Origin of the sequence: Microbacterium lacus (assembly GCF_039531105.1) — a bacterium.
GTDB classification, from domain to species: domain Bacteria; phylum Actinomycetota; class Actinomycetes; order Actinomycetales; family Microbacteriaceae; genus Microbacterium; species Microbacterium lacus.
Genome location: NZ_BAAAPK010000001.1, coordinates 2,584,668 through 2,611,043 on the forward strand (window position 1 = coordinate 2,584,668; position 26,376 = coordinate 2,611,043).

The 26,376-nt window shown below is 66.3% G+C and carries 16 protein-coding genes; 7 read left to right on the forward strand and 9 right to left on the reverse strand.

Going from position 1 to position 26,376, the window contains the following annotated elements; genetic code table 11:
* Window positions 1-29 precede the first annotated feature (29 nt).
* The 4 genes from ABD197_RS12320 to ABD197_RS12335 are packed head-to-tail and all read left to right on the forward strand — an operon-like array spanning window position 30 to window position 16,087.
* The gene (locus tag ABD197_RS12320; protein ID WP_344054942.1) at window positions 30-2,885 is read left to right on the forward strand and encodes a helicase-related protein; all 2,856 of its coding nucleotides are present in this window, start codon (window positions 30-32) and stop codon (window positions 2,883-2,885) included.
* Window positions 2,886-2,887: 2 nt separating this feature from the next.
* Entirely contained in the window at window positions 2,888-7,558 is a 4,671-nt protein-coding gene (locus ABD197_RS12325) for a DNA methyltransferase (RefSeq protein WP_344054943.1), read from the forward strand.
* On the forward strand, window positions 7,555-13,890 hold the full coding sequence (locus ABD197_RS12330) for a DEAD/DEAH box helicase (protein ID WP_344054945.1): 6,336 nt from the start codon (window positions 7,555-7,557) through the stop codon (window positions 13,888-13,890). The genes ABD197_RS12325 and ABD197_RS12330 overlap by 4 nt, the downstream gene beginning before the upstream one ends.
* A gap of 1 nt (window position 13,891) precedes the next feature.
* A complete protein-coding gene (locus ABD197_RS12335) occupies window positions 13,892-16,087 on the forward strand; it encodes a 3'-5' exonuclease (protein WP_344054946.1) in 2,196 nt (731 codons plus the stop codon).
* A gap of 3 nt (window positions 16,088-16,090) precedes the next feature.
* On the opposite strand, the gene ABD197_RS12340 is transcribed toward ABD197_RS12335, so the two are convergent.
* Together ABD197_RS12340 and ABD197_RS12345 are read right to left on the reverse strand one after the other, a co-directional pair.
* The gene (locus tag ABD197_RS12340; RefSeq protein ID WP_344054948.1) at window positions 16,091-16,387 is read right to left on the reverse strand and encodes a hypothetical protein; all 297 of its coding nucleotides are present in this window, start codon (window positions 16,385-16,387) and stop codon (window positions 16,091-16,093) included.
* A gap of 4 nt (window positions 16,388-16,391) precedes the next feature.
* A complete protein-coding gene (locus ABD197_RS12345; protein WP_344054950.1) occupies window positions 16,392-16,853 on the reverse strand; it encodes a very short patch repair endonuclease in 462 nt (153 codons plus the stop codon).
* A 38-nt stretch (window positions 16,854-16,891) separates the two neighbouring features.
* On the opposite strand from ABD197_RS12345, the gene ABD197_RS12350 reads away from it, so the two are divergent.
* The 3 genes from ABD197_RS12350 to ABD197_RS12360 all read left to right on the forward strand — a co-directional run bounded on the left by ABD197_RS12350 (window position 16,892) and on the right by ABD197_RS12360 (window position 19,524).
* The gene (locus ABD197_RS12350; protein WP_344054952.1) at window positions 16,892-18,007 is read left to right on the forward strand and encodes a DNA cytosine methyltransferase; all 1,116 of its coding nucleotides are present in this window, start codon (window positions 16,892-16,894) and stop codon (window positions 18,005-18,007) included.
* Window positions 18,008-18,038: 31 nt separating this feature from the next.
* Window positions 18,039-18,248 (forward strand): hypothetical protein, encoded by a 210-nt coding sequence (locus ABD197_RS12355; RefSeq protein ID WP_344054954.1) that lies wholly within the window; start codon window positions 18,039-18,041, stop codon window positions 18,246-18,248.
* A gap of 148 nt (window positions 18,249-18,396) precedes the next feature.
* Entirely contained in the window at window positions 18,397-19,524 is a 1,128-nt protein-coding gene (locus ABD197_RS12360) for a tyrosine-type recombinase/integrase (protein ID WP_344054956.1), read from the forward strand.
* A 151-nt stretch (window positions 19,525-19,675) separates the two neighbouring features.
* On the opposite strand, the gene ABD197_RS12365 is transcribed toward ABD197_RS12360, so the two are convergent.
* From ABD197_RS12365 to ABD197_RS12395, 7 genes are all read right to left on the reverse strand, one after another.
* Window positions 19,676-20,146 (reverse strand): peroxiredoxin, encoded by a 471-nt coding sequence (locus tag ABD197_RS12365; RefSeq protein WP_344054959.1) that lies wholly within the window; start codon window positions 20,144-20,146, stop codon window positions 19,676-19,678.
* A 34-nt stretch (window positions 20,147-20,180) separates the two neighbouring features.
* Window positions 20,181-21,332: a PucR family transcriptional regulator gene (locus ABD197_RS12370; protein ID WP_344055857.1), complete on the reverse strand. Its 1,152-nt coding sequence runs from the start codon at window positions 21,330-21,332 to the stop codon at window positions 20,181-20,183.
* A 31-nt stretch (window positions 21,333-21,363) separates the two neighbouring features.
* On the reverse strand, window positions 21,364-22,398 hold the full coding sequence (locus tag ABD197_RS12375) for an amidohydrolase family protein (protein ID WP_344054961.1): 1,035 nt from the start codon (window positions 22,396-22,398) through the stop codon (window positions 21,364-21,366).
* A gap of 50 nt (window positions 22,399-22,448) precedes the next feature.
* A complete protein-coding gene (locus ABD197_RS12380; protein ID WP_344054963.1) occupies window positions 22,449-23,030 on the reverse strand; it encodes a Rieske (2Fe-2S) protein in 582 nt (193 codons plus the stop codon).
* A 3-nt stretch (window positions 23,031-23,033) separates the two neighbouring features.
* Window positions 23,034-23,831 (reverse strand): HpcH/HpaI aldolase family protein, encoded by a 798-nt coding sequence (locus tag ABD197_RS12385; protein WP_344054965.1) that lies wholly within the window; start codon window positions 23,829-23,831, stop codon window positions 23,034-23,036.
* Between the two features lie 83 nt (window positions 23,832-23,914).
* Complete coding sequence (locus ABD197_RS12390; RefSeq protein WP_344054968.1) at window positions 23,915-25,168, reverse strand: amidohydrolase family protein; 1,254 nt, start codon at window positions 25,166-25,168, stop codon at window positions 23,915-23,917.
* Window positions 25,113-26,318, reverse strand: a complete 1,206-nt coding sequence (locus ABD197_RS12395) for an alpha-hydroxy acid oxidase (protein WP_344054971.1) — start codon at window positions 26,316-26,318, stop codon at window positions 25,113-25,115. Before ABD197_RS12395 ends, ABD197_RS12390 begins: the two co-directional genes overlap by 56 nt.
* Window positions 26,319-26,376 lie beyond the last annotated feature (58 nt).

The following is a 26,376-nucleotide window of genomic DNA, read 5'->3' on the forward strand; positions in this document are numbered from 1 at the left end:
GGAGTGTCAGGACGAGGGAGTGTTGCGGAGTGAGTGCCACCGAGGTGACCGAGCGCAGCGCACTCAACGTCGCCCCCGGCTCCCTGGTCCGCGTCCGCGACGCGGACTGGCTCGTCACAAACGCGTCCCCCACGCAAGACGGCCTCCTCATCGAAGTCACGGGGCTCTCCGAACTCGTGCGCGACACCCGCGCCGCGTTCTATGAGCACCTCGACGAGATCGTCCCCTACGACCCGCGCAAGACGAAGGTCCGCGCCGACGACTCCCCCAAGTACCGTCGCTCGCGGTTGTGGCTCGAGTCCACGCTCCGCAAGACGCCGATTCCCCTCGGCGAAGGCCGCCTCTCCGTCTCGACCCAGATGCTCACCGATGCCCTCGGTTACCAGCGCTCCGCGGTCCGCAAGGCGCTCAGCAATGACAACCTCCGCCCCCGCATCCTGCTGGCCGACACCGTGGGTCTCGGCAAGACGATCGAGATCGGGATGATCCTGTCCGAACTCGTCCGCCGGGGCCGCGGCGAGCGCATCCTCGTCGTCACTCCCAAGCACGTGCTCGAGCAGATGCAGTTCGAGATGTGGACCCGCTTCGCCCTGCCCTTCGTCCGCCTCGATTCGGGCGGCATCCAGCGCGTCCGCCAGAAGCTGCCGGCAACGCGCAATCCGTTCAGCCTCTACAAGCGCGTCATCATCTCGATGGACACGCTCAAACAGGACCGCTACCTCAACCACCTCCGCAAGCACCAGTGGGATGCCGTCGTGATCGACGAGTCACATAACCTCACCGGCTCGGGTACGCAGAACAACTCACTCGCCCGGGTCCTCGCGCCGAACACCGAGGCCCTGATCCTCGCTTCGGCGACGCCGCACAACGGGAACAAGGAGTCGTTCGCCGAGCTCGTCCGCCTGCTCGAACCGACGGCGGTCGGCCCCGACGGCGACATCGATCGCACAGCGCTCGACCGGCTCGTCGTTCGTCGCCACCGCCACTCCGCCGAAGTCGCGCGCGAAGTCGGTGACGACTGGGCGGAACGCAAGGAGCTGCAGCATCTGCTCGTCGACGCCTCGCCGGAAGAGGATGCCGTCGCTCAAGAGCTCGCGGACGTCTGGCTGTACCCGACTGCGGGAACAAGCCCGTATTCGGGCGAGAACAAGGGCCTGTTCCCGTGGACCCTTGCGAAGGCCTACCTGTCGAGCCCGCCCGCGCTCGTCGAGTCTGTACGCAATCGCATCCGCACGCTCGGCGAAGAGCTCACCGTCGCACAGCAGCGCGAGCGTGAGGCGCTCGACCGACTTCTCACCCTCGCCCAGGCGAGCGCGGCCGGCCCGTCCGCGAAGATCGAGAAGCTCATCGAATACCTCAAGGGCATCGGCATCTCGAAAACCTCCGAGATGCGGGCGGTCATCTTCTCCGAGCGCGTCCCCACGCTCCTTTGGCTGCAACGCGAGCTCCAGGCCCACCTCGGCCTAAAGGCCGAGCAGGTCGCCGTCCTCTACGGCGGTCTCTCCGACGTCGAGCAGCAGGAGGTCGTCGAGTCCTTCAAGCTCTCGTCGAGCCCGATCCGCATCCTCGTCACCGGCGACATCGCGTCGGAGGGGGTGAACCTCCACTCCCAGTGCCACGAGCTCGTCCACTTCGACATCCCGTGGAGCCTCATCCGCATTGAGCAGCGCAACGGCCGCATCGACCGCTACGGGCAGCGCCACGCGCCGCAGATCACGACGCTTCTGCTCCGTCCGAGCCACGACAAGTTCGCGGGTGACGTGCGCGTGCTCACCGCCCTCGTCAAGCGCGAGAACGAGGCTCACGGCGCACTGGGAGACGCCGGCGCACTCATGGGCAGCTACAGCGTGGCCGCCGAAGAGAAGGCGGTGGAGTCCGCCCTCAGCAAGGGCCAGTCCCTCGAAGACGTCATCCCCTCCCCCGAGGCGGTCGCCGCGAACGACGCCGACCCGTGGTTGAGCTTCATCCTCGATGAGGCAGACCACCACGTCGACACCACCACCGAGGTGACCGTGTCGGAGCGCATCACGACAGGTCTGTTCCCGTCGGATGCCGCCTACCTGGCCGCCGCGCTCGAGGAGGTCTTCGAGACCCCCGCCGCATCGCAGGCCGCGGGCGGCGTCGAGTGGCGCGAGCACGCCGGCTATGGACTGGTGGAGCTCAGCCCGACCGACGATCTGCGTCAGCGCCTTTCGGTGCTCCCCCAGGCCTATCTCGCCGACCGCCGCGTCGTCGACGACATGAAGCTCGCGATAACGCCGACGCTCGCGCACGCCTCGCTCAAGGAAGCGCGCGACGACCGCTCGAACCAGAAGGGGCTGTGGCCCGAGGCCCACTACCTCGGCCCGCTGCATCCGGTGCTCGACTGGGCGGGCGATCGCACCCTCGCCCGCCTCGGCCGCGATGAGGTGTTCGTCGTGCGCGGTGACGTGTTCGCGCCGACGGTCCTCGTCCTGGGATCTCTCACGAACGAGCGCGGCCAGGTCATCGCGACGAACCTGGTCGCGGTCTCCGGCACGTCGGTGCAACCTTTCGCCGACGCCGCCGAGGCGTTCGACGAGCTCGGCGTCACGCACGACCGCAGCAACCCCTCCCCCGTGGGCGACGTCGACGACCTGCAGAAGCTCATCCCGACGGCCGTCGACGCCGCCGAGGAGCACCTGCGCCTGACGTCCGAGGCCGCGGCACAAGACGTGCGTCGCCGCGTGAGCGAGTGGTCCGATCGTGTGCAGGAGTGGGTGGATGCCTCGGAATCGCAGCGGCAGATCGAAGAGTTGCGCGCACGCACCCGCCGCGTCCGCGAAGAGGCCGAGATCGCACGGACGATGCTGCCCGCGCGGCGGCTCGCCCGACCGTTGCTCGTGATCGTCCCCGAGGAGAACTGAGAATGGCATCGGATGCCTTCGTCGTCGGCGAAGACTGGATCAGCGAGCACTACTTCAACACCGAGTCGACGAAACAGTCCTTCCAGTCTCGGGTCGCGGCGCTCCGCAAGTCATGGGACGAGCGCGCGAAGGACGGCGAGCAGACGCCGTCGTCACGCCTCGCCGGCGTGCGACGCGACCTTCTGAGCGCTCTCGCGAGCGAGGCGACGGATGCCGCGGCCTACGACTCCGCCGTGCTCACACCCCTCGCCACGGCCCTCGGCTACGCCGACGCACGCTGGCACCGCACGGTCACCGGTCCGGTGACGATGGTCGCGCCCGCCGACACACCGGAGTCGCCCGCGGGGGCGGTCGTCCGCGCACGGCGTGTGGACGACCTCTCCGATCTGCTGGCGAAGGATTCCGCAACCCTCCTCGAGCCATTCACCCCCGAAGACGCTGACGCGGTCACCTCGGTCGCCCGCTGCCTCTCGTACCTCTTCAGCGGCGACGACACGCCGGCCTTCGCCGTGGTCTTGTCGGGCACGTGGGCGCTCCTCGCCGAGCGCGACCGGTGGGCCGAGGGCCGCTACCTGGCCGTCGACCTGCAGCTCGCGCTCGACCGCAACGACACCAAGCGCGCTGGCGAGTTCGACCGCGCCGTCGCCGTGCTCAGCAGCGAGACGGTGCTACCCGACGTCGACGGCACCACGTGGTGGGCCGAAACCCTGGACGACTCGGTCAAGCACACCGTCGGCGTCTCGAAAGACCTTCGCGAGGGTGTGCGCGAGTCGATCGAGATCATCGCGAATGAGGTCGTCCGGCGCCGCAAGGCCGAGGGGCTCGACCCGCTGCCCGACAGCGACGCGAACGTGCTCGCACGCCAGTCGCTGCGCTACCTCTACCGCATCCTCTTCCTCCTCTACGCCGAGGCTTCGCCCGAGATGAAGGTGCTGCCGGTCGGCGCCCCCGAGTACGCGCTCGGCTACGGCCTCGACCGTCTGCGCGAACTCGTGCTCGTCGAACTGGGCGAGGAGTCGCGTCACCGCACGCACCTCTACTCCTCGCTCGCGACCCTCTTCCGACTCGTGGATGCCGGGCACGACGCCTGCGTTCAACACGAGGCCGACGAGACCATGCGCGAAGGACTGACCTTCAACCCGCTAAACGCCGACCTGTTCGCGAAGGCGGCGACCTCGCTGATTGACGAGGTCGGCCTCGGCGACGGCGCGCTCCAGCGCGTGCTGCAACTGCTGCTGCTCACCCGCGAGAACCAGGTGAAGAAGGGCCGCGACCGCGGCTTCATCTCCTACGCCGACCTCGGCATCAACCAGCTCGGGGCGGTGTACGAGGGGCTGATGTCGTACACGGGCTTCTTCGCGAAGGAACCGCTCCTCGAAGTCGCGCCCGGCGGCGACGGGTCAAAGGGCTCATGGGTCGTTCCGGTGTCACGGGCCGACGGCATCGCGGCGAAGGACTTCGTGCTCGGGCCCCCGGACGACCTCGGCCGGCGGGAGCCGCGCCGCTACAGCGACGGGGAGTTCGTGTTCCGCCTCTCAGGCCGTGAACGGCAGACCTCCGCGTCGTACTACTCTCCCGAGGTGCTGACGAAGTTCGTCGTTTCGCAGGCGCTCGAAGAGCTGCTCGACCAGGACGGCCACCGTACGACTGCCGAAGAGATCCTCGGGCTGTCGGTCTGCGAGCCGGCGCTGGGGTCGGGCGCATTCGCCATCGAAGCGGTGCGGCAGCTCGCCGAGCAGTACCTCGACCGCCGCGAGCACGAGACCGGTGAACGCATCGACCCCGACGAGCGCCCGCGCGAGCTGCAGAAGGCGAAGGCCGCGATCGCGCTGCACCAGGTGTACGGCGTCGACCTCAACGCCACCGCCGTCGAACTCGCCGAGATCTCGCTGTGGCTCGACACGATGGTCGACGGACTCAAGGCGCCCTGGTTCGGCCTGCGCCTTCGCCGCGGCAACTCGCTCATCGGCGCGCGCCGTGCGGTGTACACGCAGAAGCAGGTGACCGACAAGGCGTGGCTCAACGACACCCCCGCCGACGTGCCGGTGTCGACCCTCGTCGACGACATGAACGAGGGAAGCGTCGGCAGCGCGACCTCGGGCAAGATCCACCACTTCCTGCTCCCCGCCGACGGGTGGGGTTCGGCGGTCGACGCCAAGGAGGCGAAGGAACTGGCACCTGACGCTCACGCCGCCCTCCGCGCGTGGCGTAGTGCGATCCGCCGCAAGCCGACGAACACGCAGCTCAAGCGTCTGACCGCGCTCTCGCACCGCGTCGAGATGCTGTGGCAGTTCACCCTCCGCCGGCTCGAGATCGCCGAGGCGCAGGTAAGTCGTGACATCACGCTGTGGCACGACCCGCGCACAATGACGGAGGTCGGCGGTACGGTAGTCTCCCGCGCCGACATCGAGGCGTTCTTGCGCGACCCCGATGGCGCCTACCAGCGGCTTCGCCGGGTGATGGATGCCTGGTGTGCGTTGTGGTTCTGGCCGCTCATCGATCCGATCACGCACGGTGTCACACCGCCGACCCTCGACGAGTGGATCGAGGGACTGGAGGCGACGCTCGGCCGTCACAGCGAGGCGAAGCCGCGCCGCGGTGGGGAAGGTGCCCAGACGCTTGGCCTGCCGACCAGCTGGGGGAACCTCGCGGATGCCGAGGCCGTCGACCTCGGGTACGCCGGCGCCGCGCCCAGCGATGACATCGAGACGGGGTTCCCCTGGTTACGCGTCGCGGGTGAGGTGAGCGCAGCGAACGGCTTCTTCCACTGGGAGCTCGATTTCGCGGGCGTCTTCGCGCGGGGTGGCTTTGATCTGCAGGTGGGGAATCCGCCGTGGGTCCGGCCGGACTTCGACCCCGCGGCTGCAATGGCTGAATTCGATGTGTGGTGGGCGCTCGTGGCTAAGCCATCTGCAGTGATTGCTCGAGACCGTAAGAAGCTTCTAGCTGAGGATCCCGTCGCTCGGAACGCCGTCGTTGGTGATGAAAGCGAGGTCGTATGCACTCGAGCCTTCATCGGAAGCGCCACGCAGTACCCCTTCTTGCGCGGGCTTCGCCCAGATCTCTATCGATGCTTCATGTCCCAGACCTGGCTCCATGCCGGACCAGAAGGGGTAGCCGCACTCATACATCCGGAGACACATTTCACGGACGAAAACGCTGGCGCCCTGCGCGAGTCTGCGTACCGCCGGTTGCGAAGGCACTGGCAGTTCATCAACGAGAAGCGCCTATTCGAAATCCACAACCTTGTGAGCTACGGCGTCCATGTGTACTCGGCTGAGGCCGATCCAAACTTCATCATGGCAACGAACTTGTACCATCCCGAGACGGTAACGGGCTCGCTGAGGCACGACGGTTCGGGGCCGGAACCCGGGCTCCGAACCGACGATGGGGAGTGGGACGTGCGCCCGCACAGGGCTCGCGTGCTGACCGTGACCGTGGATACGCTCACCGCCTGGCATGAGTTGCTCGACGCGGCCGACTCGTCTCCCAGCAGAACCCGAATGGTTTACGCCCCCACATCAGGGATCGCCTCCGCCATGAACAAGACAGCGAATGCTGAGCGCGTCGGTGCGTTGCCGCTGATCTTCTCGACGGGATGGGACGAGGGCGCAGACTTCACCCGCGGCTACTTCGAGAAGGAGTGGGGGCACCCGAAGTCCTGGGAGCAAGTGATCCTGCAGGGTCCACACCTGTTCGGGGGGTCCAGCTTCTACAAGTATCCGAATCCTTCGCTCAAGAACAACAAGGACTGGTCGCTGGTTGATCTCGAAGAGCTTCAATCAAACGCGCATCCCATCACCGCATATCAACCAGCGGTGGACGCGGGCGTCTACGGCGCGGCCTACCGGCAGACAGACATCGACACACGCGGCTACTTCAGGATTGCATGGCGAGCGATGGCGGCCAACACCGGCGAGCGCACCCTCAGCGCTGCGCTGATCCCGCCGGGTGCCGCGCATGTCGACGGGATTAACTCCCTTGCAGCACCCGATGCCGATGCGACAACCTTGCTCGCCCTCTTGGGCGCATTTGTCTCACTCCCACTCGATTTCATGGTCCGCGCGGTGCCGAAGTCGGCACTTCGACGGCGGACTATTGAGCGTCTGCCTTCTCCGATCGGTCAACTGACTGGGCATCTCGCGCTCCGCGCTGCCAGGCTCACGTGTCTCACCGACGCGTACGCACCGGTGTGGAACGCCCTGATCCAAAGTCTCACCACGGACTCCACCTGGGCCGGCGGCCTGGACTATAAAGGGCGCAGCGGAATGTGGCCCGGAAATTCGCATTGGACCCCGTCGACGCCACTTCGGCGGGCTGCCGACCGGCGTCAGGCGCTCGTCGAGATAGACGCAATCGTGGCGATATCGCTCGGCATATCTGCGGACGAGTTGTGCACGATCTATCGAACGCAGTTCCCCGTCCTTCATGATTACGAACGTGGCCGTGGACTGTCCCCTTACTTCTACGATGCGAACGGCCGTGTCGTCCCAAACGAGGTTCTGAAGGTCTGGCGCCAGAAGGGCGACGCAATCACACAGGAAGAGCGAACCGCGACGAACGGGTCGGGCAACACGTACGAGTACTACCTCCCCTTTGTCACCCTCGACCGCGAGGCCGACATGCGGCAGGCGTACGCGCACTTCGAGCGGATCCTGCAGGAGCGCTCGTGAGCGAACTGCTGCCCTCGCGCCAGGCGGCCCAAGTCCGATCCGGACTCGTCGACTACCTGACGACGACGTTCGCGCTCTCAGACGAGGAGGCGCGGGGTGCACTCCGTGACTTCCTGGACGACCCCGATGACGGCATCTTCCGCGGACCCTACGTCCGCGCTCGTGTGCCGTTCCGCGCAGCAGACGCCGGCTGGCGTGATGGGCTCGGCTGGTACGAGGGACACACTCCGTACGGCCATCAGGCTGAGGCGTTCCGGCGACTAAGCTCGGCGAACCTCGGCGAGCAGCCCGATGGGCCGGTCAAGACCGCTCCCCTGCCGACGCTCGTCGTGACGGGCACCGGATCGGGCAAGACCGAGGCGTTCCTCTACCCGATCCTCGACCATGTCATCCGCGCGAAGGCGGCGGGCGACACCGGAGTCAAGGCGCTTATCCTCTACCCGATGAACGCGCTCGCGAACGACCAGTCACGTCGCCTGGCCGAACTGATCCGTGGGCACGATGCGCTCAAGGGTGTCCGCGCCGCGATCTACATCGGTGAGACTGGGCGCACCCGCACGCGGGTGACAGCAGAGGGCTTGATCAACGACAGGAACACGATCCGGTCTGAGCCGCCTGACATCCTGCTGACCAACTACAAGATGCTCGATCAGCTGCTGCTGCGCAGCGCCGACCAGCCGCTGCTCGCGGCCGCGGCGACTAGTCTGCAGTACCTCGTGCTCGATGAATTCCACACCTACGACGGCGCTCAGGGCACTGACGTGGCGATGCTGCTCCGACGCCTCGGCCTGACGCTGCGACGCCTGCGCCCGGCCGGATCACCCGAGCCGACCGGCAGCGGTCCGCTCGGCGACGTGACCCCAGTCGCGACGAGCGCGACCCTCGGCGACGACGGCGATCCCGCGCGCATGCTCGCGTTCGCCGAGACGGTGTTCGGCACCCCGTTCCCTGCCGACAGCGTCGTGCGCGATACCCGCCAGTCGATGCGTCAGTGGGTCAACGGCTCGCGCGCAGGCGGAACCCAGCTGGGTGGCCGACCCCGCGCGCTCGACAACTCCCTCGTGGCACAGATCGTCGCGCTGCACACCGAAGGCGAAGAGATCGCATCGCGGATCCTCGCCCAACGTGTTTTGATCACACTCTTCGAGGAAGGCTCGGCCGTCGATTGGTCGAACGCCTCCGACGGGGATCTCCTCGCGTCGGTGGCATCCCATCCCCTCGTCCAGGCGATCGCACAACGTGCAGAGACCGCGATCGACATCGACGGACTCGCCGATGAGTTGCTTCCCCCCGGCCTCGGCATCACCGAGACCTTCGAACAGCGGAGCAGTAAACGTCGCATATTCATCACGCGCGTCCTCGCCGCACTGAGCTATGTTCGCGCGCGAGTCGGTCGGGACGCGCTGTCGATCGACCTGCACCTGTGGATCCGCGAACTCACGCGCATCGACCGCGCCGCCACGTCGACGGCGCGGTTCCACTGGGCCGACGACGGCCCCGTCGCGCCCGGCCACGACGACTCTGTCGAGACGAACTGGTTCCCCGCGGTCTACTGCCGTCACTGCGGGCGCAGCGGCTGGGGCGTCCAGCTCGCGCCGGTCGGCAACGAACTCTCGGCGACCGACGACGACATCCGGCGCGATCACGCGGCGCGCGACACCAAGAGTCGCTTCCGTGCGCTCCTCCACGCTCCCGTCGAGGCCGACGCCTCGCTCGGCGGCGACCCGGTGCAGGGTCTCGCCTGGTTCGACCACGAGCATCGCGCACTCCTCACAGCTCCGCCCTCCGATATTGAGGACAGCACCGCGCTCCCCGTGCTCGCGCTGACCACCGGCGAGGTCGACGACGACTCGCGCGACGACATGTGCCCCGCATGCGGCCGACGTGACGGCATCCGATTCCTCGGCAGTGCCATGGCGACCATGCTCTCTGTCGTCGTCACGACCCTGTTCGGCGACGCCGACCTCGACCGCGCCGAGAAGAAGGCACTCGTCTTCACCGACAGTGTGCAGGATGCCGCGCACCGCGCCGGTTTCGTGCAGAGCCGCGCGCACGTGTTCGCGCTGCGCAACGCGATCCGTCACGGCATCGCCGACGATTCGGCGCCGCTCGACGAGATCGCGAACCTCCTCGTGCAGGATGCCGGAGACGACCCCGACGCCCGCTACCGACTGCTGCCGCCCGACCTGGTCGACCGCGACGAGTTCATCGAGTTCTGGAAGGCGCCGACGCTCCGCAGCGTCCCAGCCGCTGTACTCACGCGCGTCAAGCGTCGGCTGCAGTTCGACCTCGCGATGGAGTTCGGCCTGCAGTCGCGCGTCGGACGCACGCTCGAACTGACCGGCAGCCTCGCGGCATCCGTCTCCACGACCGAGGCGTCGATGCGCGCGGCCGGCCGCAAGGTGCTCGACGAGACACCGGCTGACGGCGTGATCGGCGGCCTCGACCCGGCTTCCAGCCCCGATGAGGTCGTCGTGCGGTGGGTGCGCGGTGTGCTCGAGCGGATGCGCGACCGCGGCGCCATCGGCCACGAGTGGTTCACCCGCTACATCGAGGAAGACGGCAAGCGCTGGCCGATCTGGGGCGGCAGGCCGCGCGGAGTCGGGATGCCGGCGTTCCCACCCGGCCGTGACGCCCCCGGCTACCCGCGCGTCGGCCCGCACGCACCCACCGGCGACGACGCGAAGCGCACACACCTCGACGTCGTGTCGTCGGCCCAGAGCTGGTACGCGATCTGGGCGAGGAAGGTGCTCGGCTCGACCCCCACCGACGGAGTGCGGCTCACGTCGGCGCTGCTAGCCGAACTCGAGCGGACGGGGCTTGTGCGCTCGCACCCCGTGTCGGGCGGCGCGGCGACGGCATACCTGCTGCCGCCGTCGGCGATCGTCGTCGAACCCGTCGACGGCGTGGCCCTCACCCGCGGTGACCTGCGCCTCGAATGCGACGTGTGCCGCAATCCGGTGACCGGCACCGCGGACGCGCTCGGTCAACTCCGCGGCGGGCCCTGCGTCTCGGCGCGGTGCCCGGGAACCCTTGTCCCCGCGGCGAGCTCCCCGGAGAACTACTACCGCACGCTCTACGACAAAGGATCGATGCGACGCGTCGTGGCGCGGGAACACACGAGCCTGCTCGACACGAAGATCCGGCTCGAATACGAGAACGGGTTCAAATTGTCGTCCGGCGACCCCTCGGCACCGAACGTTCTCGTCGCGACGCCGACGCTCGAGATGGGTATCGACATCGGCGACCTGTCGACCGTCATGCTCGCGGGTCTCCCTCGCAGCGTCGCCTCCTATCTGCAGCGCGTCGGGCGTGCTGGACGCCTGACCGGCAACGCGCTGTCGGTTGCGACGGTGACCGGGCGCGGCGATCAGCTTCCCCGCATAGGCGATCCGCTGTCGGTCATCAACGGCGCCGTGCGCCCCCCGGCGACTTTCGTCGACGCCCAGGAGATCCTGAGACGCCAGTACTTCGCATCGATCCTCGACCGTCGCTCCGCCGAAGCCGACACCGTACAGAAGGCACGCGACGTTCTGAAGACGAGCGAGTCGGGCTCGTTCCTCGGTGACGCCGTCGCCTTCGCCGACGAGAGCGCGGCCGACCTCGTCGAGGCGTTCCTCGGCACATTCCCGAGCCTGGGTTCGGCGGCCGCCGACCGTCTGCGCGAGTGGGTCACCCCGCCGGGAGAGCCCGGCACGTCGGGTCTCGCCGCATCCGTCCGCGATGCCGTGCACCGCTGGAACGTCGAGCTGCAGACCGTCACCCGGCGGCGTACAGAAATCGGCAACGCACTCCCCGACCTCGAGAAAGCGGCGGAGCTCGGCGTCGAGAGCGACGCGAAGGACGCCTTCCGCGCCGCTCAGGCGGCGGATCGGATGCTTCGCGCGCAGCAGACTGCCCTCACCGACGACTACTGGATAAGCGCACTGGAGCGCTTCGGCCTTCTGCCGAACTACACGCTCCTCGACGACTCGGTGCGTCTCGACGCGGCGGTGTCGTGGATCGACCCCGACACGTCCGAGTGGCACGACGACACGTACGCCTACGAACGTGGGGCGGCAGTGGCGATCCACGAGCTCGCCCCGGGCTCGTACTTCTACGCCCAGGGGCTCGAGATCCCCGTCGACGCGGTCGATCTCGGGCCCGGCGGCGAGGCGGTCGAGGACTGGACCTTCTGCCCCGCGTGCGGGTTCGCTCGGCGCGCCGCCGACGGCATTGTCACCGAGTGCCCGCGCTGTCGGTCGAAGGGCATCGGGGATACCGCGCAGCGGATGCCGGTCGCCGAACTCAAGACCGTGTCGGCCGTCGCCCGACGAGACGAAGCGGTCATCGGCGATCGCAGCGACGACCGGCGGCGCACCGCTTTCACCGTGAAGGTCGCGGCCGACCTCGACCCCGCGGGCATCGTCCGACGCTGGTACGACCAGGGCACCGGATTCGGCGTCACCTACGCGCGGGATCTCACGATCCGCTGGATCAACGTGGGCAAGCGCTCCGGCAGCGGCCCGAGCAGGTTGCTCGCCGGTGCCGAAGTCACCGGCCCCCTGTTCCGTGTGTGCGACACGTGCGGCCAGCTCGACTCGCAGGCCGGCGGCAACAACCGGCGCGACCATCGTCCGTGGTGCCCCCGCCGCGACCAGGCATCCGAGCGGACGGTCACTCTCGCACTCACACGCACGCTGGTCACGCAGGGCATCTTCCTCCGTCTGCCGCCCGCACTGACGCTCGGCGACGGCGTCGTGGTCCCGAGCCTGAGCGCCGCCGTGCTGCTCGGTCTCCGCGAGTCGATGGGCGGTGACCCCGATCACTTGCGGATCGTCCCGGTCACTGAACCCCTCGGCGGAGACGACGGTGGCACCGCCCAAGCCCTGCTGGTGCACGACACCGTTCCCGGCGGAACCGGATATCTCGCCGAACTCGCCGACCCGACCCGGTTGCGCGGCATCCTCACCGCAGCATGGAATGTGCTCAAGGACTGCGAGTGCCAGAACGAGCAGCGCACCGCGTGTCACCGCTGCCTTCTGCCGTTCGCTCCCGGAACGTCGACCCTCTCGCGTGCGTCGGCTGAGCAAGCTCTCGCAAAGCTGCTCGACGTGTCCGAGGATGCTCCCGCCGCGCATTTCGACGTCACGGACGTGGACCCGGGCGTCCCGCTCGGTGAGTCCGTCATCGAGCAGCTCTTCCGCCAGACGTTCATCGAGCGTGCCAAGACGCTCGGCGGCACCGTGAAGGAGATCCCCGGCGACTGGGGCAACAAAGTGCAGGTGTCGTTCCCGGGTGACTCCCGGATCTGGATGCTGCGTCCCCAGGTACCCCTCGGACCCACCCAGCCTGACTTCGTCCTGGAGCAGTTCGGCGGTGGCGCCGAGCCCATCGCGATCTACACCGACGGCAAGGCATTCCATGCCACGGTCGGGCACAACCGGCTCGGCGACGACGCCGACAAGCGGAGCGCCGCGCGCGGTCTGGGGTATCGAGTGGTGGCCGTCACGTGGGCCGATCTCACCGGCGACAACCTGGACGCATCCTGGTTCGTCCCGGCGTGGGCGGAGAAAGTGGCCGCGCAGGCACAGCTTCCCCTCTCACAACTCGGCAAGTTGACCGTCGATCCCGTCACGCTGCTCATGGAGTGGATGCAGAGGCCGGACGACGAAGCGAAGCGGCGCGACACTGTCGCGAGGGTGCTGCCGATGATCCTGCGGCAGGGCGCGGTGTCGACGCCGTTCGGCGCCGAGTCGGCGCGCGAGCGCGCCGCGCGGGTGTTCACCGAGGGACTGCCCAAGACGACGGTCTCGGCCCCCGACTGGGTCACTGCCCACGGTCCTCTCGTGTCGACCACGCGACTCAAGCAACACGGCACCACCGAGTTCGCCCTCGTGCTCGACGATCGCGACGAAGCTTTGGCGACCGCCGGTTTCGATCGCGCATGGCGGCTCTGGTTGCACCTGTCGAACATCGTGGGGTGGCGCAGCGACATGTCGGGGGTCGAGGTCACGACGAGGTCGCGACTCGCCACCGTGTCCGCCGTCGCGTCTGCCGCGACCTCCGTCGAGCTCCCCGCGGAGTGGGCCGCCCTGGCGGAACACGCCAGAGACGGCGAACTCGCGGTGATCGAGCAACTCGCTGCAGCCGTTGTTCCGCAGCCTGAGATGGGCGTGGAGGCGGCCGGCGGCATCCCACTCTCCTTTGCATGGCCGAGGCCGCAGGTCGCGATCGCGCTCGATTTGCAGGACGGCGAGCACGAGATGCTGGAAGCGGACGGCTGGACCCTCATCGACCCGAAGTCCGTGAACCTCGCCGCCGATGTGACCGCCTTGATCGGAGGAACCTGACATGCCGTTGATCACGATCGCTGCGAAGAAGCATCCGAAGCACGGGAACGACGTGAAGGCGAAGATCCAGACCTTCCTGGAGAAGCTCGGCGAGAGCGACGCGACACCCGGCCTTCACATCGAGCCGATCAACGGATCCGTCGATTCGCGCGCGCGCACGGGACGCGTCGACATCCACCTTCGGGCGGTGTTGTTCCGGATCGATCCCCCGCAGGGTGACACCCACTACATCTACGCCGGCACGTGGAACCATGACGAGGGCACCGAGAAGGCCAAGAACCTCGCCCTCCACGTGAACCCGGTCAACGGGGTGCTCGAGCTGCGCGAGGCCATCGCGGCGCATGAACCAGATGTGTCGGCTCCCGCCGCCGAATCCACTCCGCCGGTCGCCTCGGCGTCGAAGCCGCTGTTCACCGAACTCGGATACTTCGTCACCGACCTCACCGAGCAGTTCGGATTCCCGCAGAAACTGGCCGACGCGGCGTTCGAGCTCACCGACGAAGACGCCGTGCTCGCCTTTGCGGAGGAACTCGACACCCCCTGGCAGCAGGAAGTCCTGCTGTCGATGGCCGCGCGGGAAGCTCTGCATGTCATCAAGGCTGAACTCGGTCTGGACAAGCCCGTGGAGATCGCTCCCGACGCCGACGAGGCTACCAAGGTGCTCGCGGCGCTGGAGCATCCGGCATCCCGCATGCAGTTCACTTACGCGGCCGACAGCGAGGAACTGCGACGGATCATCGAAGACGGCGACTTCGGCGCGTGGCGGGTGTTCCTGCACCCCGAACAGCGGGAGTACGTCGAGAGGGACTACTCCGGCGCGTTCCGCCTCAGTGGTGGCGCGGGAACAGGCAAGACCGTCGTCCTCCTGCATCGCGCCCGCCGGCTTGCGCTGGCGACCCCGGGCGCGCGGGTGATCCTCACGACCTTCACCCGCGCCCTCGCCGAGAACCTGCGGCGCGATCTCGAACGCCTCGATCCGACGGTTCCGATTGCCGAGAAGCTTGGCGACGCCGGGGTACTGGTGCGAGGAGTGGATCAACTCGCGGCCGAGGTGCGCCTCCGCGCGGGCGACGAGTTCGGGGCATCCGCGCTCGCGACCATCGGCTCCACACGTGAAAGGACGGCATCACCCGCTGACTCCGAATGGCCGGCCGCGATCACCCAAGCGGGATCCGCGCTTCCCATCTCGCTCCAGTCGAAGCCGTTCTTCGAGGACGAGTACGCGCAGGTCGTGCTCCCGAACGCGATCATGGATGCCGACGCATACTTCACCGTGCGGCGTCCTGGGCGCGGAGTGGCACTCGACCGCGGCAAGCGGGCGTCGGTCTGGGCCGTCGTCGAGCAGATGCGCAAAGACCAGCGCATCGCGAACCAGCTGGGTTACGGCGAGATCGCCGCCATCGGCGCCCACTGGTTGACGACGAGCGGGACCGTCTTCGGTGATCATGTGCTCGTCGACGAGGGCCAGGACCTGGAACCGTCGAAGTGGAAGCTCATGCGCGCGATCGTGGAGGAGGGCCCGAACGACCTCTTCATCGCGGACGACAGCCACCAGCGGATCTACGGTCGGCCGACCGTACTCAAGCACTATGGCATCAAGATTCAGGGGCGATCGCGCCGCCTCACGCTCAACTACCGGACGACGCTCGAGAACCTGCGATTCGCCCTCGGGGTGCTCGCTGGTGAGGAGTACGAGGATGCCGAAGGCCTCGAGGTGTCGACCGCCGGCTATCGATCGGCGCGCAGCGGACCCAAGCCGTCCATGCACGCCGCGAAGTCGGATGCCGAACAACTGGACATGATCGCCGCAGACATCTCGCGGTGGATCGACGAAGGCGTGCGGAAGGAGACGATCGCAATCCTTGCGTCTTCGAACAACGCAGCCAAGAAGGTTCAGCAGGGGCTCGGGCAGCGGGATGTATCGGTCGCGCTCATCACACAACCGCGGGTCACGGGCGGCCAGCCCGTCGCGATGACGATGCACACCGCGAAGGGCATGGAATTCTCGCGCGTCGTGCTCTTCGACGTCTCCGACGGGCTTTTCCCGCCACCGGCGGCATACAAGGGTGTGCCGGAAGAGGACAAGCCCGACAAGGACAGGCAATTCCGCTCGCTGCTCTATGTCGCCGCGAGCCGTGCGCGGGACGAGCTCGTAGTCACTTGGAAGGGTGCGCCGAGCGCGCTCCTCCTCAGCTGAGCCTCAGCGACGTCCGGCGGCTTCGGCCGCGGCATCCGGATCTGTCGTACGGCCAAGCTCGCTCAACACCCACGGTGCGTCGCGACGCCTCTGCACCGATACGAGATAGCCGTTGTCGCGCAGGTACTGGGCCGCCCAGCGGATGTCGTACTGCCATGTAAAGAACAGATCGCCGGAAGCCTCGAGTTCGTCTGCGTGATCGCGCCAGACGATCTTGCAGACCTCGACGATCTTGCCTTCGCCGTCGAGTTCCCGGAGTGCGGCGAGTACCCAGCCCTTGAGCGAAGATCTGTCAGCCATGTCGTCAGGCTATCGACCGGCGCACAGCTGCGGCGATAGTGGCGGCCACGAGTGCGGGATCGGCACGCACCTCGTGCTCCCAGAACCGGAGCGGCGTCCACCCGGCGGCAGTAAGGGCCGCATCCGTCTCGGCGTCCCGCTCTCGGTTCCGCTGGCGCTTCGCCAGCCAGAAGTCACCGTTGCGTACGGGGGCCTGATAGTGCTCCGGACAGCCGTGCCAGAAGCATCCGTCGATGAAGACCGCGATGCGCGCTCTCGTGAAGACGATGTCCGCGGTTCGACGTAGATTCGGCATCGGACGCACCGACGCCCGATAGCGGAGGCCCATCGCATGCAGGCGACGTCGGACAGCCAACTCGGGAGCCGTATCGCGGCCGCGGTTCGACTGCATCGACGCACGCGAACCCGGTGTGCTCGCCCAGGATTCGGCACGACGAGGGACGGCGTCCGACTCGCTGTCCGGCATCCGCTGAACCTCCTCCCCTCCACAGTAGATTTGACCCGATGACTCTGCAGGCGCCGGTGCACGTCGAGACCCCGACGACTGACACGAGCGCGACCCGCACCATCTCGGTGCTCGACCTGTTCGCCGGTGCTGGCGGTCTCACGGCCGGATTCCATGCCGCATCGGATCGCTACCGAGTCAAGCGCGCCGTCGAGCTCGACACCGCCGCCGCCGCGACCTTCGCGGCCACGTTCGGCCCTGACCTCGTCTATCGCGGCGGGATCGAGACGTGGTTGAAGGAGGAGGACGTCCCGCAGATCGATGTCATCGTCGGCGGCCCGCCGTGCCAGGGCTTCTCGATGCTCGGAAAGCGTGACAGCGGTGACTCGCGAAACTACCTGTGGCAGGAGTACGCGGCGACGATCCTCCGCGCTCAGCCGAGGTACTTCGTCGTCGAGAACGTGGCGGCGTTCGCGAAGTCACAGCAATTCCGGGACTTCAGCGAGTCGACCCAGTCCGACGGGCTCCTGCGCGACTACACCTTCGAGTGGGACATCCTCAACGCGGCGGACTACGGCGCGTTCCAGGCGCGCAAGCGTGCGATCCTGATCGGCCGCCACCGCGATCTGCCCGCGATCGGGATCCCCGAGCCGACGCACGTAGGGCGGCATCGCACCGTGCGCCAAGCATTCAAGAACATCGTCCCGACCGTCACCGAGACCAGGCTCGACGACCGGTTCAAGACCTTCTTCGGTGTCGAGCTCCCCGGGGTGTTCCGCCCGTTCGAGCTTCACGTCGGTCGCGACTACGCCGAGATTTCCAAACTTCGCTTCCCCGAGATTCCAGAGGGCGGCAACAGGTTCGACCTGCCGGATCGACTCAAGGCGCCATGTTGGATCGGGCACAAGAGCGGGTCCGGCGACGTCATGGGTCGACTGCATTGGGACAAACCATCGGTGACGATACGTACCGAGTTCTTCAAGCCCGAAAAAGGCCGCTATCTGCATCCCACGGAGAATCGCGCGATCACCCACTACGAGGCCGCTGTGCTGCAAGGCTTCCCCGACACGCACCGGTTCGTCGGCTCAAAGACGGCGATCGCGCGGCAGATCGGCAACGCTGTTCCGATACCGCTCAGTGAGGCGATCGCGACCCACCTTTTGGATAGGTTCTGAGGACGAGAGCGAGTTCAAAGGACTTACACCCATGAGCATCACCAGCTGGAGCGACGCACAGGTATTGCGTGCCATAAACAGCGGGTCGGTACCGTCAGAAGATCTGGTCAGCCGGGACGGCTGGGCACACGTCTGCCGCGTGCGAGGCCGCCTCTTCGCGCAGGTCGACGAAGAGGCCTGGCAGGACCTTTGCAGCAAGCGGGGCTACCTACAGAAGCGCTCCAATTCACGGGGATTCTGAAGCCGCCCCGCCACCCTCTGCGTCAACGACGGTTGGCGACGTCCTCCGACATCTATCCACATCTCGTCTCAGTCGCGTTGACGACGACCGATCGGTGACCGACACTGTCCGGAGACGGACGATCAATCCGCACCGAACGGAGGTCGAGATGGGCTACATCACCCCGTACGAGACGGCGAAGGGCCGCCGCTACCGCGTGCGCTATCGCAAGCCGGATCACACCGAGACGCAGAAGCGCGGCTTCACGACGATGCGTGAAGCCGCAGCTCTATCTCTCCATGGTCACAGTGTCCAAGTCGAAGGGCGAGTACATCGACCCGTCCTCGTCGCGGGTTCCGGTCCGCATGTTCGCCGTAGGCTGCGTTCGAAGCAGCCGCCCATGTCGAAGCCGTCGTACTACACGACGCTCGAGCAATCGTGGCGCAATCACGTCGCTCCGATGTGGGCAGATCGGGAGATCTGGTCGATCAGGCGATCTGAAGTCCAGGACTGGGTATCAGAGCTCGCAACGCAGAAGTCGCGCACCGTCGTCCTTCGCGCTCTGGGGGTCCTCGCCGGCATCCTCGATGTCGCCATCGACGATCGGCGATTGACGAACAATCCGGCCCGCCATATTCGCAATCTGCCTCGCAATGGTCCGGGCAAGCGCCGCGTCTACCTCTCGCACGACCAGGTGGCGACGCTGGCCGCGTGCTCGGCGCATCCGACCATGGTCCTGACGCTGGCGTATACAGGCCTGCGCTGGGGCGAGGCGACGGGACTGCGCGTGCGCAGCGTGAATCGGTTGCGTCGCCGCTTTGTCATTGAGGAGAACGCGGTGATGATCGCCTACGAGATCCATGTCGGCACTCCCAAGACGCACGAGCGGCGCTCGGTTCCGTACCCGCCGCGGCTCGCTCCGATGATCGAGGAAGCTTGCGCGGGCAAGGGTCCGGAAGGGCTGCTCTTCGGCGACGGGGTCAACCACATGCGCAACTCTGGCAGCCAAGGCTGGTTCGCGAACGCGGTGAAGCGCGCGCAGGCAATCGACCCGTCGATTCCGCAGCTCACTCCGCACGACCTCCGTCACACGGCCGCATCGCTCGCCATCAGCTCGGGCGCGAACGTGAAGGCTGTGCAGCGGATGCTCGGGCATGCGTCGGCAGCGATGACTCTCGACACCTACGCCGATCTCTTCGACGACGATTTGGATGCCGTCGCGCAGCGGCTCAACGACGCCATGCCGCTCGTCGCCCTGCCGGCAGGACCGCAGACCCGCTATGCCCGGCCGCATTAGCCGCAATCCATCACCGCCACGGCGACAGCAAGGTCCGGCCGCAATGACCTCTCGGGCGGGTAGGGCGGCCGTGCACTGCTGATGTGCTCCACATACGGCGCAGCGCTGTCTTGCTGGCTTGCCCACCGAGTTTGACCGGGAAATCCCGACGTCAGCCGTCCTTTAGATCACGTAGTACTTCCAGCACGTGCTCGCCGTACCGGGCGAGGTCGAGGCTGGTCGCGTCTTCCCGAAACGCAAGCGTCCCGCGCGGATCGATGACGAAGGTGTGCCGAGCAGCTCGATCGCTCGACTCTTCCTCGCCTGTGCGGTCAACGCCATAAGCGGCGCCCGCCTCTCGGGTAGGGTCCGACAGGAGCCGGTACCGCAGGCCCTTGTCACAGGCGAAGCTATCGTTCTTTTCCGCGGGGTCGAATGAAGCACCGAGAACAACCGTGCCGTCACGCGTGATGGCGTCAAGGCTCGCTTCTATGGACGATGCCTGGCGTGAGCATCCGGGCGTGTTTGCCTCCGGGTACCACCACAGCACAACCCACGACCCTCGAAAGTCGGCGACGGTCACGGAGGAGCCGTCCTGATCGTAGAACGTGCAGTGCGGTGCGGGTTCACCGATTGTGGTCATTTGACTTCCATTTCAGCAACTGATGAGGAACCGGCTAGGACTTCGCCAGAGTCAGACCGTCAGGCAATTGCAGCACCCACCAGAATTCGACAAGGGTCTTGGTCTCGCGCATTGACACACCCAGGATTGACTCGACCTTTGTCAGACGGTAGCGCACGCTGTTGACGTGCAGAGCGAGAGCGTCAGCAGTGACATCGACCTGGCAGTCGTTCTCAATGAAGCACCGGACGGTCTCGAGGAGCGTGTCACCGTACTCGCCGAGTCGGCGCAAAGGCTGGAGATACGTCGCCGTGGTCACGTCGGCGATGTCGCGGTCACCCATGATCGATGCAACGATGCCAAGCGACTCGAGGCTCTGCACCCCTGCGATGCCGGCGATCTTCGCCGCGTTGAACGCCCGGGTAGCACGTCGGAACGCCGACGGCAGCGATGAGATCTGCACGGGGCCCGAGACACCGATTCGGCCGCTGCCTCCCGTGACCGGGGGTGCGATGGCGAAACCGCACACCTCACCACCGGTGACCGCTGAAACCCCTCGGCGTCCGGCACCCTGACCGGCGAGTCCCAGCCGCTCCTCGAAATCGGCGTAATCCTCGTTGGTGCCGACCTGGGCTCTGAATGCCCAGTAGTCGGCGGCACTGTCAAGACCGTATGCACCGAGGCGGTTAAAGGCGTCGACCTCCTCGGCGGAGCCTGTCAGGATGCTCCACACGAACTCGTCTTGCTGGGAGCGTAGCCTGGCCTGATTAGCGATCTCGGCGTTGAAGTAACCGGCGCTGAAGTCGAGGAGCGCACGGCTCATGGTCTCAGCGATGCCATTGAAGCCGGCGATGACGAAGATTTCGTCGATGTCGTCAGCCGTGGCCTGCTCTCGCAGGCACTCCATCGCGAGGTGACGGAGCCCGTGCACCAGATTCAGGCTCTCAGACAGCGACTGTCCAGAATTCGCGGCGCGTTCCCCGAACAACGCAGCCTCTTCCCAAGCCACCACGGTGCGGTCGCGGGTGCTCTCGATGCACGCCTCGAGTAGCTGGTCCCACACCGACGCAAGCTGGTCGTCGTCGACATCTGCGACGACGGCCAGCTCGGCCAGTTCGGTCTCGACCCGTGCGGAGACCGAGGCGACGTCGCGGCCGCGAATGCGCGACAACACCTCTACGAACTGCTCGCGATGTGAGTCGATCATCACTGCGTTCCCGTCCGCGCTCGCATCGTCATCAGAGCCGGTACCACTCCCGCGCGTTCTCGGCCATCACCTTGGCGCGCGCCTCCGCGGACAGCAGGGAGAGGAAACCGGCGATGTCATCATCATGACGGTGCGGATAGTCGGTGGCAAACATGAGCATGTCGTCATTGCCGATCCACTGCAATGCTTTGGCCATCAGCTCCGGCGGACCCGCGTCGATCGGCGCGGTCGAGAATCGGAAGTGATCGCGCATGATGTGCAGCGGAGGACGGTCGAGCCACGGAACCTCGCGCCGCAGACCCTTCCACTCCTTATTCATCCGCCATCCCCACACGGGGAACCACAGGAACCCACCCTCCAGCACGGAGACGCGCAAAGCCGGGATGTCGGTAAACACGCCCTCGGAGATGAGGCTGGTGACCTGAGTGGCGAACGACTGCCACTCGGCGCCGTACTGCTCGACGTAGTAGTTCGCATACCCCGTCGACGACGGCGCGCCTTCGGTCGTACCCCCGTAGTGGAGCCCCACGACGAGGTCGCGGGCGGCGAGCTCACGAAACACGCCGTGGTACTGCCGCTGACCCCACAGGTTGTCGCTCCGCGTCGGAAAGAACGCTTGCACGAACCCCGGGTGGTCCCCCACGCGGCGGATTTCTTTGATCATTGCTGCGGTGTCGCGCGCGGGCATCACCATGGTCGCCCTCAGCCGGTCGTCCTTCGAGAGCCATTGGTCGATCAGCCAGTCGTTGACAGCGCTCGCCAGCGCCGCCGCCCAGTCGGGATGACGCAGCCCCTCGATGCCGTAATAACAGTTGACTATGGCGTTGTCGACGTTCCACGGGTCGAGGATGTGCTCTTGCAGGAGCCCCACGCTCGTGGCGGGTCCGGCGCCCTCAGGGCGCCACTCCAGTCGAGCGGCACGTTCGCTCGCAACTGGGTAGTGGTGGTTGGGCATGACGGGACCACGCCACGCGCGCTCGGTGATCCAATCGACCCACAGCTCGTCGAGGTAGGGAAAGAGCGCCTCGATCTGGGGAATGTTCGCATGCACATCGACATCGATCACGGCACCGTCCCACACCTCCTGGCGGGTGGTCTGCTCCAACAATGCGGTCGTCATCCGATGGCCTCCTTGATCGGCTCTTCAGGGCGAGGGGGTCGGGGCGCTCGCGCGGGCCGGGCGGCCCGTAGCGACACCACAACGTAGGAGTCTTCGATGCTCACTGCAAAGCTCTCCACCTTGTACGGGCCCGGCTGCGGGCCGTCACTGGAACCGCCGACCTCGGCAACCGCAGCGGCGTACTCGCTGGGGGTGTACGAAGCTTCTCCTGAGTCGAGCTCAGTGCGAACCTCATCCCCGGTCTGGACCTGCACGCTGAACGGGCGTGCGCGTGTTCCCACCGGATCGAAGTAGGACTGCCCCGTGCGGATGTCGAACTCCCAGCCGTGCCAGGGGCACGCCAGCATGCGGTTCTCGCCGTGGAACACATACTCTCCCACGGCATCTGAGGTGAGATTCGTGACGAATCGGCCCTTGCACAGGTCAGCACCCCGATGAGGGCATCGGTTGAGAAGGGCGTAGAACTCGCCGCTCTGTCGGAAGACCACGATCTTCCGACCGTTGCTGGTCTCGATGGTCACACGGTCGCCGTCCTTGAAGTCGTCGGCCTTACCGACGACGATTTTCGTCTCCGCCACCGTTCAGCCCGCCGTTCTCGCCCGCTGGCCAGCACCACTCAAGATGAGCTCACCCGTCGTCCGTAGCGTGTGCGTCGCACCACCGACGAGCAGGCCGCCCTCCATTGCAGGACACAGCAGGTCGTAACCCCAAGCAATCGCCCGCGCGATATCGTGCTCGCCGAACGTCAGAAGCCCCGCCCATTTGCCCTGCGCATGGGCGGCCTCGACGATGCGCTCGTGCCACGCTGCCATGTGCTCATCAGCGAAGTCGAGGATCGGATCGCCCCCATGGGAGACGGCGAGGTCGCCCGGACCCGGAAAGAGCATGTCGAGCCCGTCAACGGCGGCGATATCCTCGGCGTTCGCGAGCGCCTCGATCGTCTCGATCTGCACAATGGAGAAGATTTCCTTGTTTGCGCGGCGGAAATGATCGACGATGCTCTCCGATGTACGGTAGGCACCCACGCTCCGCTTTCCGAGCGGGGGATAGCGGACCGCATCGACGAACGCCTTGGCCTCATCCACCGTATTGACGAGCGGGCACATGATGCCATCGGCTCCGGCGTCGAGCACTCGCTGGATCATGCTCGAGTCGTTCCCGGGAACTCGCACGATCACAGTTGTCCCCGTACCAGACAGCGCGAGGATGCAGTGGGCGACGCTCTCGAAACTCGCCATCGTGTGTTGCATGTCGATGACGACCGAGTCGAACCCGAGTCGTCCGATGACTTCGGCGTTCGATGGCGACGTTCCCGTCAGCCAGCAGTCGATGGCGATTCCGCCCGACTCCAGCTTCTCTCTCATCCGCAGGTTGACCATTCGCGCATCTCCTTCGATGTGTCGTTTCAAGTTCGTTCGCAACGGACAGCGCGGCCAGTGCCGCGCTGTCCGTGCCACCGCCGTTAGTCGATGACCGCGCCGGATCCGGGCTTGAGCGGGATGCCGAACAGCGCGCTCGCGTTCTCGCCGAGTATCGCTCGCCGCTGAGCCTGTGACAGGCTGGCCGGAAGGGCGGAGGGCTCATCGAAGTCCCAGTGCGGGTAGTCCGACGAGTAGAGCAGCTTGTCACCCATACCGGAGGCTTCGAAGGCCTCAAAAACGTCCGCGAACCATTCAGGCTTCTCAGGCTCTTCCATGGGTTGCGTCGTGTACCAGAAGTGGTCGGCGATGTATTCTGACGGCCGCCGCTGAAGATCGGGAAGCTCAGAGCTCATCAGGTCGTAGGCGTTGTCGAGTCGCCAGGCCAGGGGCACGGCCCACGACCACGCGAGTTCGACCAGCGCGAACTTCAGGTTGGGGAAGCGATCGAAGACACCTTCGTAGACGAGACTCGAAATATTCGGGAAGTTGTACGCACCCCAGTCGCAGTGCTCCTCGAAGTAGTACGTCGGGCTCCCGGATGCGGTCACCCGATGCGCCGCGAGGACGTGCATGCTGATGGGGATGTTGTACTCCTGGGCGATCTCGTAGATCGGGTAATACTTCTCGTGCCCGGGAGGGTTCATGTTGTCGGGCGCGAAGCTGATGAGGTTCCATCGGTCCCGGTATGGCGAGTCCATCCGGCGTTGGATTTCGGCGACGGCCAGCTCGGGAATCTCATAGGGAGTGTTGATCGCGCCGTGCCATCGCTCGTCGATCGCGAACCAGCTCTCCTCCCGGTCTTCGTTCATCGCGCGACACATGGCATCGGCGAGGCCGCGCGGCGTATTGCGCGATCCATTGAACATGTAGCCGCTGATGTCGTTGAGCATGGCCGCGGTGATGTCGTACTTATCGAGCAGCTGCTCGCGGGCGAAGTCGGGGTTGGACATCGGTGCGCCACCCTCGGGAGGCTCGGTGTCCCATCGGTGGGCAAACTCGCGGTGTCGCGGGCGATCGCCGCCGGGGCTACCACCCCGAGTGAGTCCCCATTCGGCGGCGTATTCACGCCAGCGCTGTGGGAGTCGGCTCATCACCCCGGGCTTCGCGGGGTTGAAGTCGGGGTGCACATCGGCATCGATGATCGGATACCGCGTGCCGCTCTGCGCTCCCGTCGTCACGCCTTCCAGGATTGTCGTCATCGCTTTCTCCTTCGCGTTCTCTGTTTCTGTGACCGGCTCGTCACGCGCCAGCGGCGACCGGCTCGGGTTGAGCGCTCGCAAGTGCCAGCGCGACATCGAACAGTTCATGACCGTTCTGCAGGATCTCGTGGTTGACTTCCTCGACCGAGAGGCAGCCGGTGAAGGCGAACGCGATGTGGATCTCGTTTCGCATGAGCTCGATCACCCGCTCAACCCCGCGCTGACCGCCGGCGGCGAGGCCATACATGTAAGGCCGTCCCATCAGCGCGGCTTTTGCGCCAAGGGCGAGGGCCCGGACGACATCGATGCCACGGCGAATTCCGCCGTCAACGAGGACATCGAGATCGTCGCCGGCAGCGTCCACCACGCGCGGCAACGCAGAGATTGCGGAGGCCACGCCGTCCAGGTTTCGACCGCCGTGGTTCGACACGCTTACGCCGTCGACGCCGAGTGCGATCATGTCGATGATCTTGTCGTCGCTGAGGATCCCCTTGACGATCAGCGGGCCGTCCCATCGTTCTCGCAGCCACGCGATGTCGTCGAGCGTCACCGGTCGAAGTCCTGCCATCGCGGCCTCGAAGCTGTAGACCGCGCGTCGGGCGGAGTTCACGCTGAACCCGGAGGCCATGTTGCCGAATACGAAGTCCAGGGCCCATTTCGGGCGCGAAACTCCTGTCGCCAACAGTCTGGGCGAGATCGACAAGGGGAGGCTGATGCCGTTGCGCATGTCCCGCTCGCGGTACGGCTTCATCGGGGTGTCGACGCTCACGACCAGCGCCTGGAATCCTGACGCCCGCACACGGTCGACGAGGTCAGCGTTGCGTGACTCATCGGGGGCCAGGTAGATCTGATACCAGAGCGGACCCCCGTCCGATGCCTTTGCAACAGCTTCTACTGGCTCGCTTGCGCCTCCGGGCATGATGTAGCCGGTGCCGAACTTCGCCGCGGCCTTCGCCACTGCACGCTCGGCTTCAGGGTTTGCCATCCGACCGAAGCTGGCGGGGGCGAGCATGACTGGCATATTGAAGGTCTGCCCGACGACATTAGTGGTGAGATCGATACCCTTCCGAACGTCCACCAGTGAACGCGGAAGGAGAGTCACCTTGCTGAAGTCGTCGCGGTTCGCAGCCAGCGTGCCGTCGTCTCCTGCTCCCCCTTCGATCACGTCGAAGATTGCTCGTGGCAGCCGCCGCTTGGCAAGCCGTCGTATGTCATCGATGTTCACTGCTCGGTCGAGTCTGCTCACTGCCTACGCCTCCATCGTCATCGCATCGTCGCCATGACCCTCCTGCCATTCCACTCGG